The sequence below is a fragment of the Kitasatospora sp. NPDC001664 genome (assembly GCF_053596675.1).
This window is the reverse complement of sequence record NZ_JBSFGS010000023.1, coordinates 113,849-128,468: the sequence shown is the minus strand read 5'-3', so window position 1 is coordinate 128,468 and position 14,620 is coordinate 113,849. Positions and strand designations below refer to the sequence as shown.

Sequence of the window (14,620 nt, the reverse complement as noted above, 5' to 3'; positions counted from 1 at the left end):
AGTTCCGTGGCCCGCCGGAGTTTTCTGGGTGGCCGCGGCGCGGGGGCGGTGGGGCGGGGCGGCTCAGTCCTCGGGGATGTGGGCGAGCATGCGCTCCATGCCGTTGACCCAGTTGGCGCGCAGGGCGGTGGTGGCGGCGGGGAGGTCGCCGTCGAGGAGGCGGCGGGCGATCTCGCAGTGCTCCTCGGACTGGCGGGCGACCGGTTGGTCCTCGGGGATGACGAGGTTCTCGTAGCGGCGCATGCCGGCCTTGACGCGGGAGAGCAGGTCGAGCAGGCGGCCGTTGGGGCAGCCGCCGAGGAGCAGGCCGTGCCACTCGTCGTCGAGGCGGTCGACCACGGCGTGCTCGGCCATCGCGTCGGGGAAGCCCTGGGCGAGCTCCAGCAGGCGCGGGGCGGTCGCGGCGAGGTAGTCGGGGGCGGAGGACTCCAGTGCCAGGGACTCCAACGCGGCGACGATGGCGACCAGTTCGCGGAACTCGCGGCGGCTGACCGGGGCGAAGCGGAAGCCGCGGCCCTGGTTGCTCTCCAGTACGCCCTCACCGGCGAGGGTGATCAGGGCCTCCCGCAGCGGGGTCCGGCTCACCCCCAACTCGGCTGCCAGGACGGCCTCGTTGACGTCGGTGCCGGCGGCGAACTCACCACGGGTCAGCCGCTCCATCAGTTCGTCGCGGATCTGCTCGCGCAGCGGACGGCGTTCGATCGCCATCGTGCCTCCTGTCGGTCGGATCTCAGCATAGCCCTTGACCGAATGCAGAGTACTGAACTAAGTATTCTGAATACAAAATTCGGATGGCCGGAGGGGGAGTCGGATCCATGGGCCTGACGCGTGTCCCGGGGCTGCTCTACGGGGGCGACTACAACCCCGAGCAGTGGCCCGAGGAGGTCTGGGAGGAGGACGTCCGGCTGATGGCCGAGGCGGGGGTGAACGTGGCCACCGTCGCTGTCTTCTCCTGGTCGCGCCTCGAACCGGCGCCCGGCGTCTACGAGTTCGGCTGGCTGGACCGGGTGCTCGACCTGCTGCACGAGCACGGCGTCGCGGCCGACCTGGCCACCGCGACCGCCACCCCGCCGCCCTGGCTGGTCCGGCTCCATCCCGAGGTGCGGCCGCAGGACGCGGCCGGCACCCGCTTGGAGTTCGGGTCCCGGCAGGGGTACTGCCCCTCCTCGCCGGACTTCCGGGCGGCCGCCGTCCGGCTGGCCAGGGCCGTGGCGGAGCGGTACGCGGACCACCCCGCGCTGGTGATGTGGCACGTCGGGAACGAGTACGCCGACCACACCACCGAGTGCTTCTGCGAGGAGTCCGCCCGTGACTTCCGGAGCTGGCTGCGCGCCCGGTACACCACCCTGGACGGGCTCAACGCAGCCTGGGGGACGTCCTGTTGGGGACAGCACTACACCGACTGGGGTCAGCTGGAGCCGCCTCGCAAGGCACCGGGCCCGGTCAACCCGGCCCAGCTGCTGGACTGGCGGCGGTTCTCCAGCGACGCGCTGCTGGCCTGCTTCGAGGCCGAGCGCGCGGTGCTCAAGGAGGTCACCCCGGACGTCCCGGTGACCACCAACTTCATGAGCGTGCTGCGCGACCTGGACTACTGGAAGTGGGCGGCGGCCGAGGACCTGGTCACCGACGACGCCTACCCGGACCCGGCCGACCCGAGGGCGCACGTCAAGGTCGCGCTCAGCTACGACCTGATGCGCTCGCTCAAGCGGCAGCCCTGGCTGCTGCTGGAGTCGGCGCCCGGCGCGGTGAGTTGGCGCGAGGTCAACGTGCCGAAGGCGCCGGGCGTGATGCGACTGCACAGCCTGCAGGCGCTGGCGCACGGCTCGGACGGGGTGATGTTCTTCCAGTGGCGCCAGGCCAGGTACGGCCCGGAGAAGTTCCACTCGGCGATGCTGCCGCACGGCGGCACCGGTACCCGGCAGTGGCGGGAGACGGTGGCGCTCGGCGCGGACGTGCGGAGGCTCGCCGGGGTGGCCGGCACGGAGACCCGGGCCGAGGTCGCGCTGGTGCTGGACTGGGACAGCTGGTGGGGGCTGGAGGCCCCGGAGTCGCTACCGTCGAACCGGCTGAAGCTGCATCAGCTGCTGCTGGCCTGGTACGCGCCGCTGCACGCCCGGGGCATCGCGGTGGACCTCACCCCGCCGGGGCGGGACCTGAACGGCTACCGGGTGGTCATCGCGCCCAACCTCTACCTCTGCACGGAGGAGCAGGCCGCCAACCTGGCGTCGTTCCGGGGCCAGTTGGTGGTCGGCCCGTTCAGCGGCGTGGTCGACGCGGACGACCAGGTGCACCCGGGCGGGGCACCCGGGCCGCTGCGGGAGCTGCTCGGAGTGCGGGTGGAGGAGTTCTGGCCGCTGCCGGACGGTGAGGTCCAGCGGGTCGAGACCGCCGACGGCCGAGGGCTCACCGCCTCGACCTGGACCGAGTGGCTGGAGACCGAGGGCGCCGAGGTGCTCGCCCGCTACCGGGGCGGCCCGCTGGACGGCCGCCCGGCTGTCACCCGGAACGGCACCGCCACCTACCTGAGCTGCCTGCCGGAGGACCCGGCGCCCTTCCTCGACGCGGTGCTGGCCGCCGCCGGGGTCACCGGCACCGAGCTGCCCGAGGGCGTCGAACTCTGCCGCCGCGACGGCCACCTGTTCCTGCTCAACCACGGGGCCGAGCCGGCCACCGTGAGCCTGCCCACCGACGGCGTCGACCTGCTGACCGGGCGTCAGCTGAGCGGCACCGTCGTCATCGCGGCGCACGACGCCGTGGTGCTCAAGCACTCTTGAGGAGCGAGATGAGCCACCCCATGAGCCACCCCTACATACCCAACGCCGGGCCCGAGGCCCGGGCGGCGATGCTCGCCGAGATCGGCGCCGCGGACGTGGCCGAGTTCTACGGCGACATCCCCGCCGAGCTGCGGCTGGCCCGCCCGCTGGATCTGCCCGAGCCCTTCGCCGACGAGCAGGGCCTGGTGCGGCACGTCCGCGGCCTGCTGGCCCGCAACGCCGACACCACCGAGCTGCTGAGCTTCCTCGGCCACGGCTGCTACCCGCACCACGTCCCCGCGGTCTGCGACGAGGTGAACGGCCGCGGCGAGTTCCTCACCGCCTACGCGGGCGAGCCCTACGAGGACCACGGCCGCTTCCAGGCCCTCTTCGAGTACGTCTCGCTGATGGCCGAGCTGCTGGAGATGGACGTGGTCAACGTCCCCACCTACGACGGCTACCAGGCCGCCGGGACGGCGCTGCGGATGGCCGCGCGCTACACCGGGCGGAGCCGGGTGCTGGTCAGCGGTGCGGTGGCCGCCGACAAGCTGGCCAAGATCCGCGACTACCTGGCGCCCGACCTTGACGTGGTGCTCGCCCCGGTCGCCGACTCCGGCGAGCTCGGGGAGCTCACCCTCGACGAGAGCTTCGCGGCGCTCTACCTGGAGACCCCGAACGTCTACGGCGTGGTGGAGACCAAGGGCCGCCAACTCGCCGAGCAGGCCCACGCGGTGGGTGCGCTGCTGGTGGTCGGCACGGACCCGGTCTCGCTCGGTGTGCTGGCCCCGCCCGCGAGCTACGGGGCCGACCTGGTCTGCGGGGACATCCAGTCGCTGGGCATGCACCAGCAGTACGGCGGCGGCCAGGCCGGCTTCATCGCCAGCCGGGACGAGCAGCGACTGGTGGCCGAGTACCCGTCCCGCCTGTTCGGCATCGCGCCGACGGCGGTGGAGGGCGAGTACGGCTTCGGCGACGTCTTCTACGACCGCACCTCCTTCGCGCTGCGCGAGGAGGGCAAGGAGTGGGTCGGCACGGCCGCCGCGCTGTGGGGCATCACCGCCGGGGTCTACCTGGCGCTGATGGGCCCGCAGGGGATGCGCGAGCTGGGCGAGACGGTGCTGGCCCGCACCCGGTACGCGATGACCGCGCTGGCCGGTGCCGGGGCGGTGGTGCGCCACCAGGAGGCCATCCACTTCCGGGAGTTCGCGATCGAGGTGCCGGACGCCGACGCGCTGCTGGCCGCCCTGCTGGAGCGGGGCGTCCTCGGCGGTGTCCGGCTCGGGCCGCGCGAGCTGCTGGTCTGCGTCACCGAGCGGCACGCCATCGCCGACATCGACATCCTCGCGGCGGCCGTCAAGGACGCCCTGGCCACCTCCGGAGGTACCCGGTGAGCTCGCACGGAGAGTCCTTCGCCTCCCTCCCGGTGGCGCCCAAGCCCGCACTGCGCCGCTTCCACCAGGCGCGCTGGGACGAGGAGATCGTCTTCGAGCTGTCCCGGCCCGGTCGGCGCGGCATCGGCGTCCCGGCCCCCGGTGCGCCGCTGGTCGAACTCCCGGACGGCGTAAGGCGCGAGACCCCGCCCGCACTGCCGGAGCTCTCGCAGAACCAGGTGGTCCGGCACTGGTTCCGGCTCTCCCAGGAGACCCTGGGCGCCGACTTCAACATCGACGTGGGCCAGGGCACCTGCACCATGAAGTACAGCCCGAAGGTGAACGACACCTTCGTGCGGGACCCGAAGGTGGCCGAACTCCACCCGCTCCAGCCGGAGTCCACGGTGCAGGGCGTGCTGGAGGTGTACTGGCGGCTGGAGCAGATCCTCAAGGAGGTCTCGGGCATGGCCCGGGTCTCGCTGCAGCCCGGGGCCGGATCGGCGGCGATCTACGCCAACATCGCGATGATCCGCGCCTACCACGCCTCCCGGGGCGAGGCGGGGCAGCGGGACCAGGTGATCACCACCATGTTCTCGCACCCCTCGAACGCGGCCTGCGCCAAGGTGGCCGGGTACGAGGTGATCACCCTGATGCCGGACGCCGACGGCTACCCGGACGTCGAGTCGCTTCGCGCCGCCGTCGGCCCGCGCACCGCCGCGCTGCTGATCACCAACCCCGAGGACACCGGGATCTTCAACCCGAAGATCCGCGAGTTCGTCGAACTCGTCCACGCGGCAGGGGGGTTGGCCTGCTACGACCAGGCCAACGCCAACGGCATCCTGGGCATCACCCGGGCCCGGGAGGCCGGCTTCGACCTCTGCCACTTCAACCTGCACAAGACCTTCTCCACCCCGCACGCCTGCGGCGGCCCGGCGGCCGGTGCCTGCGGGGCGTCCGAGGCGCTGGTGCCCTTCCTGCCGGGCCCGGTCGTCGACCAGGTCGGCGAGGAGTACCGGCTCACCACCCCGGAGAGCAGCGTCGGCAAGATCCGGCCCTTCCTCGGCGTGACGCCCAACGTGGTGCGGGCCTACGCCTGGGTGATGGCGCTGGGTGCCGAGGGCCTGCGCGAGGTGGCCGAGACCGCGGTGCTCAACAACAACTACCTGCTGCACAAGGTGAAGCAGATCCCCGGCGCCTCCGTCCCGTGGCCCGAGCGGCGCCGGGTCGAGCAGGTCCGCTACTCCTGGCAGGAGCTGGCGGAGGAGACCGGCGTGCACTCCGAGGAGATCGGCATCCGGGCCGCCGACTTCGGGCTGCACTACTGGACCAGCCACCACCCCTACGTGGTGCCCGAGCCGTTCACCCTGGAGCCCACCGAGTCGTACTCCCGGGAGGACCTGGACGAGTACGTCGCCGTGCTCGCCCACGTGGCCGAAGAGGCGCGCACCGAACCGGAGTTCGTCAAGGGAGCGCCCTACCGGCAGACCGTGCACCGGATCGACGGCAGCTGCCTGGACGACCCGGAGCAGTGGGCCCCGACCTGGCGTGCCTACCTGCGGAAGCACCGGCGGTGATCGTCGGCCTGGTGGTCAACCCGGTGGCCGGGCTCGGCGGCGCGGTCGCGCTCAAGGGCAGCGACGGCGCCGGGGTGCAGGCCAGGGCGCTGGCGCTGGGGGCGGTGCCCCGGGCCGGGGAGAGGGCGGCGGCCGCGCTGCGGGCGCTGCACGCGAGGCGGCCGGGCGTGCTGGTCCGCACGGCGGCCGGCGCGATGGGGGAGGAGAGTGCCCGGGCTGCCGGGATTCCGCACGAAGTGGCTTTCGAGGTGGGCGAGTTGACCGGCGCGGCGGACACCCGGGCGGCGGTGGCCGCCCTGGCCGGGGTGGACCTGCTGCTCTTCGCGGGCGGGGACGGCACCGCCCGGGACGTGCTGGACGCCGGGCCCGTCGGGGCGGTGCTCGGCGTCCCGGCCGGAGTGAAGGTGTACTCCGGCTGCTTCGCCGTCAGCCCGTTCGCCGCCGGGGTGACGGCGGCCGGGTACGACGGGCGGACGCTGGAGGCCGAGGTGGTCGACCTGGACGAGGAGGCCCACCGGGCCGGCCGGCTCGGGGCCCGGCTGTACGGGACGCTCCGGGTGCCCGCCGCCCGGGCCAAGCTAAGCGGGCGCAAGACCGGCTCCTCCGCCGCGCCGCCCGGCTCGGTGGAGTCGGTGGCCCGCGCGGTGGTGGCGGGAATGGCTCCGGGGGTCTCGTACGCCCTCGGGCCGGGCGCCACCACACTGGAGGTGGGGCGTCAACTGGGTCTGGAGCTCACGCCCCTGGGCGTGGACCTGGTCCGGGACGGGGAGCTGCTCGCCCGTGACGTCACCGAGCAGACCTTGCTCACCCATGCCATGTCACAGGTCACGTACGCGGTGCTCTCCGTCATCGGGGGGCAGGGCTTCGTGATCGGGCGGGGCAACCAGCAGTTCAGCCCGCGGGTGCTGGAGCGGCTGGCCGGGATCACCGTGCTCGCCACCCAGCAGAAGCTCGCCGCGCTCGGCGGCCGCCCGCTGCTCGTCGACAGCGGGGACCCGCTGGCCGACGCCGCGCTCAGCGGCCCGGCCCGGGTGGTCACCGGACACCGCGAATCCGTGGTGTACCGCATCCAGTCAGCAAGTGAGGATCTATGAACACCCTGCAGAACAAGGTCGCGATCGTCACCGGCGGGGCCTCCGGGATCGGGCGGGCCACCGCCAAGCTGTTCGCCGCTGAGGGCGCGGCCGTGGTGATCGCCGACCTGGCGGACGCCACCGCGGTGGTCCGCGAGATCGAGGCGGCCGGCGGCCGGGCCACCGCGGTGCGGGTCGACGTCTCCTCGGAGACCGACTGCCGACGGGTCGTCACCATCGCGGTGGAGACCTACGGCGGGCTGCACGTGCTCTTCAACAACGCCGGGATCACCCGCCGCCAGACCGCGCTGGAGATCGGCGTGGACGACTGGGACCTGGTGATGGCGGTCAACGTCCGCTCGGTCTACCTGATGTGCCGCTTCGCCATCCCGGCCATGACCGAGGGCGGCTCCATCGTCAACACCGGCTCCGGCTGGGGCATGAAGGGCGGCGCCCAGGCGCTGGTCTACTGCGCCTCCAAGGCCGCCGTGGTCAACATGACGCGCGCTCTGGCGATTGACCACGCGGCGGCCGGCATCCGGGTCAACTCGGTCAACCCCGGCGACACCGAGACCCCGATGCTGCGCGAGGAGGCCCGCCAACTCCAGGAGGAGTGGGCGGTGTTCGAGAAGGACGCGCACGACCGGCCGATGGGACGGGCCGGGACGCCCGAGGAGATCGCCAATGCGGTGCTCTTCCTGGCCAGTGACGCCAGCAGCTACATGACCGGCTCCGCCCTCCTGGTGGACGGCGGCGGCCTCGCCTGAACCTCGCTCCACCCACCCTCAACACCCCCCCACGATCGGGAGCACCGATGTCCGTGTTCAGCAGAAGAACCGCACTGCTCGCCATCGCCGTCACCACCGCGCTCACCGTGTCCGCGTGCAGCGGCTCCGGCGGCTCGGGCGCCCTGGGATCCTCCGACTCCAAGGACGGCAAGGTCACCATCCGCTGGTCCACCTGGGGTTCGGCCGAGGACCTGGACGTCTTCAAGGCCTTCACCGACGACTTCACCAAGAAGCACCCGAACATCACCCTCAAGTTCGAGCCGGTCGCCTCCTACGAGGACTACAACCCCAAGCTGCTCACCCAGCTCACCTCGAAGACCGCACCCGACGTCTTCTACGTCGGCGACGACTTCATCGGCAAGCTGGTCGCGGACGGCGTACTCGCCCCGCTGGACCAGCAGTTGGCCGGACCGGACAGCAGGAGCAAGCCCGCCGACTTCTTCGAGGGCATCTACGGCGGGGCGAAGAAGGGCGGCGTCACCTACGGCGTGCCCAACGACACCAACCCCGAGGTGCTCTGGTACGACAAGAAGGCGCTGGCCGAGGCCGGCATCACCGAGGACCCGGCGGCGCTCAGCCAGGCCGGGAAGTGGACCATGGCCACCTACCTCGACATGAACGCCAAGCTCAAGGCGGCCGACAAGTACGGCTCGATCTTCTGGAACTGGTACGGCTCCACCTACAGCCTGGTGAACGGGTTCGGCGGCAAGGTCTGGGACGGCGGGAAGTTCGTCGCGCCGAGCGACCCGAAGGCCCGTCAGGCCTTCAAGGTGCTGGCCGACGGGTACAAGGACAAGACCTTCGCCTCGGCCGACCTGCTGCCGGAGGGCAACGGACCGGGCACCCAGTTCGTCAAGCACAAGGCCGGCTTCTACGCGGGCGGGCGCTGGGTGGCCGAGAGCGTCAAGAAGGGCGGCGACCTGGCCAACTACGACATCGTGCCGTTCCCCTCGGTGGACGGGCAGCCGATCCCGAGCGCGGTGGCCGCCTCCTACCTGGCGATCAACAAGGACAGCGCGCACCCGAAGGAGGCGTTCACCTTCCTCACCGAGTTCGTCTCCAAGGAGGGCCAGGCACTGCGGCTCAAGGGCGGCACCGCCGTCCCCTCGGTCAAGGGCGCGGACGAGCTGGTGACGGAGGGGAACTACCCCGCCCACGTGAAGACCTTCCTGGACGCCCGGGACAACGGCTTCGCCAACTACCCGGAGGAGGTGGCCGTTCCGGGTCTGACCAAGGCCATCAACGACCAGCTGATGAAGATCTGGGAGGGCAAGGTGGGCCTGGACCAGGGGCTCACCGAGCTGCAGACCCTGGTGGACGGCATGAAGGGCAAGCAAGGGTGAGTGCCGTCGCCGAGGCACCCGCACGGGACCGGTCCCGCCGCGCCGACGCCGGGAGCGGCCGCGAGCCGCTCTGGCGGCGGCGGGACCGCCGGTGGGCTCTGCTCTTCCTGGGGCCCCAACTCCTGGGCCTGCTGGTCTTCCTGGTCGGTCCGCTGGGCTTCGCCGTGGTGCTCTCCTTCCTGGACTGGAACGGGCTGGGCGACGCGAGCTGGGTCGGCTTCGACAACTACGGTGCCCTGCTCACCGATCCGTACTTCGGCAAGGCGGTCTGGAACACCGTCAAGATCGGCCTGATCACCGTGCCGGGCGGGCTGGTGCTGGCGCTGCTGCTGGCGCTCGCCCTGCACGGGGTGCGCGGCCGGACGGTCTACCGGGTGGTCTACTTCCTTCCGGTGGTGACCAGTTCGGTCGCCGTCTCGGTGCTGTGGCAGATCATCCTGGGCAGCGGCACCGACGGCATCCTGAACGGCACCGCGCACCAGCTGCTCGGGGTCACCCTGCCGAACTGGCTGGAGGACCCGGTCTGGGTGGTCCCCGCCATCGCGGTGGTGACGGTCTGGTCCTCGCTGGGGCTGAACGTGGTGATCTTCCTGGCCGGGCTCGCCACCATCCCCGCCAACCTGCTGGAGGCGGCCCGGATCGACGGCGCAGGCCCCTGGCAGACCCTGCGCTCCGTCACCCTGCCGCTGCTCTCGCCGACCGTCTTCTTCACGGTCGTGGTCTCGGTGATCAGCTCCTTCCAGGCCTTCGACCTGGTCTACGTGCTGGTGAACCCGGACCACAACGAGGGTGCCCAGACCATCGTCTACAAGGTCTACCAACAGGGCTTCCGGGAGTTCCACTTCGGGCTCTCCAGCGCGGCGGCGCTGCTCCTGCTGGCACTGACGCTGCTGGTGACGGCCCTCCAGTTCAAGGCGCAGAAGCGCTTCGTCCACTACGAGTCGTGAGGCCGCGATGACGACCCTCCGCTTCCGCAAGCAGGTGCTGCTGCACGTGGGCCTCACCCTCGGCGGCCTGCTGATGATCTTCCCGTTCGTCTGGATGCTGCTCACCTCCTTCAAGGGGGTGCAGCAGATGATCAACGAGCCGCTGGCCTGGCTGCCCGACCCGTGGCGGCCGGAGAACTACGCCGACGTGCTGCGGGCCGTCCCGCTCGGGCAGGCCTACTGGAACAGCATGTACATCGCGGCCGTGACCGTGGTGGCCACCCTGCTCACCGGCGCCATGGCGGCCTACGCCTTCGCCCGGATCCCGTTCCGCGGCTCGGGCCCGGTCTTCGGGCTCTTCCTGGCCACCCAGATGGTGCCCTCCCAGGTCATCGTGGTGCCGCTCTACATCATGCTGGCCAAGCTCCAGCTCATCGACTCCCACCTGGCCTTGATCCTGCCGGCGATCGCCAACCCGTTCGCGGTGTTCCTGCTGCGGCAGTTCATCCGGGCCGTCCCGGTCGAGCTGGAGGACGCCGCCCGGATCGACGGGGCGGGCCGGTGGACCATCTTCTGGCGGATCATCCTGCCCAACATCCGGCCGGGGCTCTGGACGCTGGGCATCATCGTCTTCCTGGGCAGCTGGAACAGCTACTTCTTCCCGCTGATCTTCCTCAACAGCCCCGAACTCTTCACCGTGCCGCTGCTGTTGGACTCCTTCAACTCCGCCAAGGGAGGCCTGGACTACGGGCTGACCGCCGCGCTGTCGGCGATGACGGTGCTGCCGATGCTGATCGCCTTCCTGATCGGTCAGCGCAAGATCCTCAACAGCATGGCCGAGTCCGGCCTCGGGGGGCGCTGAGCGTGTACGTGGAACTCGACCTGGTGGAGCGGCCGTTCACCGAACGGGGCTCGCGGCTACTGGTGCTCCTGGAGGAGGACGGGCTGAGGGTGGCCCGGGCCGAGTACGAGGCGCCGCTGGCGGTGGAGCTGTCCCGGCTGGTGGTCCGGGACGCCGGGGGGCGGGCGCTGCCCGTGGTCTCGGCGGACCCGGTGGCGGTGCGGTTCGAGGGCGGGGCCGAGCTGCTGTTCGCCGATCCGTCCACCCTGGTGCTCGCCGGGCAGGGCGGGTCGGCCTCCTGGCGGCTGCCCGGGGGGACGGCACGCTCGGTCGAACTGACCGGGTGCCACGTCCTGGTGGGCCCGGAGGGGGAGTGGGCGGCCGACCGGGTCCGGGCGGCGGCCGAGCGGTGCTGGGCGGAGTGGTTCGCGCTGATGCCCGAGGTGCCGGAGGAGTTGGCGGAGCGGACCCGGATGGCCTGGTGGACGCTGGCCGTCAACCTGCTCCCGATCGGCGGCAGGGAGGGGCTGGTCCCCTCCAAGTACGGTTACCTGGGCGTGTGGAACTGGGACGCGCTCTTCCACGCCGTCGCCCTCCGACACGCCTCGCCGGCGCTGGCCCGGGACCAGATCCTGCTGCTCCTCGACCATCAGTTGCCGGATGGTCAACTGCCTGACGTGGTGCACGATTTCGGCGTCCTGGCGGAGACCACGGACCTGCCCCGGTCCGACCTGGCCCGGTTGGGCGAGCACGTCGGCCGGGCCAACGGAACGGGGATGCCGGCCGGCCCGGTGCCGGTGACCAAGCCCCCGCTCACCGCCTGGGCGGTCTGGAAGGTCCACCGGGCCGACCCGGACCGGGAGTTCCTCGCCGAGGTCTACCCCAAGCTGGTCCGCGCCCACGAGTGGTGGTTCACCGCCTCGGACCCGGACGGCGACGGCCTGCCCGAGTACCTCCACCCGTACTCCTCCGGCCTCGACGACAGCCCCGTCTGGGACTACGGCCCGCGCGCCGAACCCCCGGACCTCAACTCCTACCTGATCCACCAGGCCGACCGGCTGGCCGACATCGCCGAGGCGATCGGCCTGGCCGGGGAGGCCGCCCGCTGGCGCGAACGGGCCTCCGCGCACCTGGAGTCGATGCTCGCCAGGCGCTGGGACGGCAGCGGCTTCCGCACCCTGTCCGACGGGGCGCCGGTACGGGTGCGCACCGCGCTCGACCTGATGCCGCTCTTCACCGGGCGGCTCCCGGGGGCGGTGGCGGCGCAGCTGGAACGGACCCTGCGCTCGCCCTCCTACTGGGGCCGGTACCCCGTGCCCACCGTGGCCTTCGACGACCCGGCCTTCGACCCCGACGCGATGTGGCGCGGACCGGTCTGGCTGAACGTCAACTACCTGCTGGCGGAGGGGCTGGAGCGCTCCGGCTTCGCCGGGACGGCGGCGGAGCTGCGCCGCCGCACCCTGGCCATGGTCCGGGACGCGGGCGGCCTCTACGAGTACTGGAACCCGCTGACCGGCGCCCGCGCCCCGCGCGCCACCAGCGGCTTCGGCTGGTCGGCGGCACTGTTCGTGGACCTCGCGGCGGGCGGGTCGGTCAGACCGTGACCGCCACGAGGGGGAGGGTGAGCACCACCGTGCGGCCGGCACCGGTGTTCTCGACGGCGAAGCGCAGGCCGGGGGTCTCGCGCAGGGCCGCCCAGCCGGCGTCCCGGAGGTGGCCCTGGGCGAAGGCCCAGTACATCGCCTCGTCCGGGACGGCCGGGCCGCCGTCGGCGATCCGGACCTCGGTCTCGCCCGCTCCGGTCCGGTAGGCGGTGACGGAGGCCTTCGCCCACGGCGGGTTGCGGCGCAGCGCCTGCTCGACGAGGACGGTGAGGAGACGGTCCAGCTCCGGCTGGGCCACGGCGACCTCCGGCAGACCGGCGGGCAGCCGGACCGTCGCGGCACCGGCCGGGGTTCCGGCCAGGGCCACGCGCACGGCCTCGGGCAGGCTCGCGGCGACCGGGGGCAGGTCCGGTTCGGTCATGATGTCTCCTGGCGTTCTCTTCGGTGCATTTCGTCATACTTTCGCACCCGGCCCGGTGGGCCACGTCACCCCCTGGTCCTGGTCCGGCCCGCCGTCCGACGGGGGCCGGGTCGGACGGCGGGGCGGACCGGTGCTGGGCGGACCGGTGCTGGGCGGTTCTGGCCGGGGTGGGTCGGGCTGGTGCTGGCTGGGCGGGCCGGTTCGGTCTAGAGGGTGCCGAGCTGCTGCGCGAGGTCGTCCAGGCCGAGCGAGCCCTGGGAGAGCACCGCGGTGTGCCAGGCCTTGAGGTCGAAGGCCGCGCCCTGCCGGCGGCGGGCCTCCTCCCGGCCCCGGAGCCAGACCCGCTCGCCGAGCTTGTAGCCGATGGCCTGGCCGGGCCAGCCGAGGTAGCGGACGATCTCGCTGTCCCGCTTCCCGGCCGGGGTGCCGCTGTGCGCGGCCATGAACGCGGTCGCCAGCTCCGGCGTCCACCGCTCGCCGGGGTGGAAGCCCGAGTCGGCGGGGATCGTGAGGCCCAGGTGCATGCCGATGTCGATGATCACCCGGATGGTGCGCAGCATCTGCTCGTCCAGGAATCCGAGCCGGTGCGCCGGGTCCTCGAAGAAGCCGAGCTCGTCCATCAGCCGCTCCGCGTACAGCGCCCAGCCCTCGATGTTGGCGCTCACCCGCCCGTAGGTGGTCTGGTAGCGGCTCAGCTCGCCGGCCAGCTCGGTCCACCGGGCGAGTTGGAGGTGGTGGCCCGGGACGCCCTCGTGGTACCAGGTGGTGACGAGGTGCCAGGTCGGGAAGACCGTCCGGCCCAGGGTGGGCAGGTAGGTCCGGCCCGGGCGGCTGAAGTCCAGGCTGGGTGCGGAGTAGAACGGGGCGGCGGCGCTGCCGGCCGGGGCCAGGTGGGACTCCACCCGGCGCAGCGGTCCGGTGATGTCGAAGTGGGTCCCGTCCAGCGCGGTGACCGCCTCCTCCATCACCTGCTGGAGCCACTCCCGGACCGCCTCCTCGCCCTCGACCGCGTGGCCGTGCCGGTGCAGGTGGTCCACCGCCTCCAGGACCCCGGCGCCTGGCAGCACCCGCGCGGCCTCGGCCCGCATCTCGGCGGCCGTCCGGTGGAACTCCGCCCAGGCCCAGGCGTACGCCTCGTCCAGGTCGAGGTCCGCGCCCGCGTGGTGACGGACCGCCAGGCGGTAGCGCTCCCGGCCGACGGCGTCCGGCGTGCCCTCGGTGGCCGGCGCGTAGGTGTCGCGCAGCCAGTCGCGGAACCCGGCGACGGCTGCGGTGGCCGCACGGGCCGCCTCCGTCAGCTCCTCGCCCAGCCGCTCCGGGGCCGGTGCGACGAAGTCGGCGAACCAGCCGTCGGAGCCGGTGGCCTCCCCGGTCCAGGCGGTGAGCTGTTCGACCACCGAGCCGGCCTGCCGGGGTGCGGCGAGCAGGCCCCGGGAGATCCCCTCGCCGAGGGTGGCGCGGTAGCCGTCGAGTGCGCCGGGCAGCGTGCGCAGCCGGCCGGCCACCACGGCCCAGTCCTCCTCCGTGGCGGTGGGCATGAAGGTGAAGACGTCGCGCACCTGGTGGACGTGGGCGCCGATGTTGCGGAGCTGACGGTAGTTCTCCCCGGCTTCGTGCAGGGCCAGTTCGGCGGAGAGGCGGTCCCGGAGGAGGCCCGCGCAGTTGCGGTCCGCAGGAGTGGAGGGGGCGGGGGCCGCGGCCAGGGCGGCCAGGGTGTGCCGGGCGCTGTCGGCCCGGTCCTCGAAGCCCTCCGGGGAGAGGTCCGGCTGCCGGTCGTCCCCGGGGTGGAGCCCCAACCAGGCGGCCACCAGCGGATCCTGGGTGGCCACCCGGTCGAGGTGGCGGTCGGCGATGGCGCGGGCGGTGGTGATCGTTTCGTCTGCCATGCCGCCATCCTCGCCCAACTCTCCCCGGCCGTCCGGCCGTT

At 72.4% G+C, this 14,620-nt stretch carries 12 protein-coding genes; 9 read left to right on the top strand and 3 right to left on the bottom strand.

The window, feature by feature from the left end:
* Positions 1 to 63 precede the first annotated feature (63 nt).
* Positions 64 to 708 carry a GntR family transcriptional regulator gene (locus ACWCYY_RS28870; RefSeq protein WP_345286661.1) on the bottom strand — a complete coding sequence of 215 codons (645 nt, stop codon included), beginning with the start codon at positions 706 to 708 and terminating at the stop codon, positions 64 to 66.
* 107 nt (positions 709 to 815) lie between these two features.
* Here ACWCYY_RS28870 and ACWCYY_RS28865 point away from each other — a divergent pair, with 107 nt between their 5' ends.
* The 9 genes from ACWCYY_RS28865 to ACWCYY_RS28825 are packed head-to-tail and all read left to right on the top strand — an operon-like array spanning position 816 to position 12,272.
* On the top strand, positions 816 to 2,774 hold the full coding sequence (locus ACWCYY_RS28865) for a beta-galactosidase (protein ID WP_449797699.1): 1,959 nt from the start codon (positions 816 to 818) through the stop codon (positions 2,772 to 2,774).
* An 8-nt stretch (positions 2,775 to 2,782) separates the two neighbouring features.
* Positions 2,783 to 4,144: an aminomethyl-transferring glycine dehydrogenase subunit GcvPA gene (gene gcvPA / locus ACWCYY_RS28860; RefSeq protein WP_345286665.1), complete on the top strand. Its 1,362-nt coding sequence runs from the start codon at positions 2,783 to 2,785 to the stop codon at positions 4,142 to 4,144.
* The gene (gcvPB, locus tag ACWCYY_RS28855; RefSeq protein WP_449797698.1) at positions 4,141 to 5,697 is read left to right on the top strand and encodes an aminomethyl-transferring glycine dehydrogenase subunit GcvPB; all 1,557 of its coding nucleotides are present in this window, start codon (positions 4,141 to 4,143) and stop codon (positions 5,695 to 5,697) included. The genes gcvPA and gcvPB overlap by 4 nt, the downstream gene beginning before the upstream one ends.
* Complete coding sequence (locus tag ACWCYY_RS28850; RefSeq protein ID WP_345286669.1) at positions 5,694 to 6,791, top strand: ATP-NAD kinase family protein; 1,098 nt, start codon at positions 5,694 to 5,696, stop codon at positions 6,789 to 6,791. Before gcvPB ends, ACWCYY_RS28850 begins: the two co-directional genes overlap by 4 nt.
* Positions 6,788 to 7,537, top strand: a complete 750-nt coding sequence (locus ACWCYY_RS28845) for an SDR family NAD(P)-dependent oxidoreductase (RefSeq protein WP_449797697.1) — start codon at positions 6,788 to 6,790, stop codon at positions 7,535 to 7,537. The genes ACWCYY_RS28850 and ACWCYY_RS28845 overlap by 4 nt, the downstream gene beginning before the upstream one ends.
* A gap of 53 nt (positions 7,538 to 7,590) precedes the next feature.
* The gene (locus tag ACWCYY_RS28840) at positions 7,591 to 8,901 is read left to right on the top strand and encodes an ABC transporter substrate-binding protein (protein ID WP_449797696.1); all 1,311 of its coding nucleotides are present in this window, start codon (positions 7,591 to 7,593) and stop codon (positions 8,899 to 8,901) included.
* On the top strand, positions 8,898 to 9,848 hold the full coding sequence (locus ACWCYY_RS28835) for a carbohydrate ABC transporter permease (protein ID WP_449797695.1): 951 nt from the start codon (positions 8,898 to 8,900) through the stop codon (positions 9,846 to 9,848). The genes ACWCYY_RS28840 and ACWCYY_RS28835 overlap by 4 nt, the downstream gene beginning before the upstream one ends.
* Positions 9,849 to 9,855: 7 nt before the next feature.
* Complete coding sequence (locus tag ACWCYY_RS28830; RefSeq protein WP_345286679.1) at positions 9,856 to 10,689, top strand: carbohydrate ABC transporter permease; 834 nt, start codon at positions 9,856 to 9,858, stop codon at positions 10,687 to 10,689.
* A gap of 2 nt (positions 10,690 to 10,691) precedes the next feature.
* Positions 10,692 to 12,272, top strand: coding sequence for an amylo-alpha-1,6-glucosidase (locus tag ACWCYY_RS28825; protein ID WP_449797694.1), 1,581 nt, complete (start codon positions 10,692 to 10,694; stop codon positions 12,270 to 12,272).
* Here the strand turns inward: ACWCYY_RS28825 and ACWCYY_RS28820 are convergent.
* Both ACWCYY_RS28820 and ACWCYY_RS28815 read right to left on the bottom strand, forming a co-directional pair.
* Complete coding sequence (locus ACWCYY_RS28820) at positions 12,262 to 12,693, bottom strand: hypothetical protein (protein WP_345286683.1); 432 nt, start codon at positions 12,691 to 12,693, stop codon at positions 12,262 to 12,264. The genes ACWCYY_RS28825 and ACWCYY_RS28820 overlap by 11 nt on opposite strands.
* A gap of 206 nt (positions 12,694 to 12,899) precedes the next feature.
* Positions 12,900 to 14,579: a DUF885 domain-containing protein gene (locus ACWCYY_RS28815; protein ID WP_345286685.1), complete on the bottom strand. Its 1,680-nt coding sequence runs from the start codon at positions 14,577 to 14,579 to the stop codon at positions 12,900 to 12,902.
* Between the last annotated feature and the right edge of the window lie 41 nt (positions 14,580 to 14,620).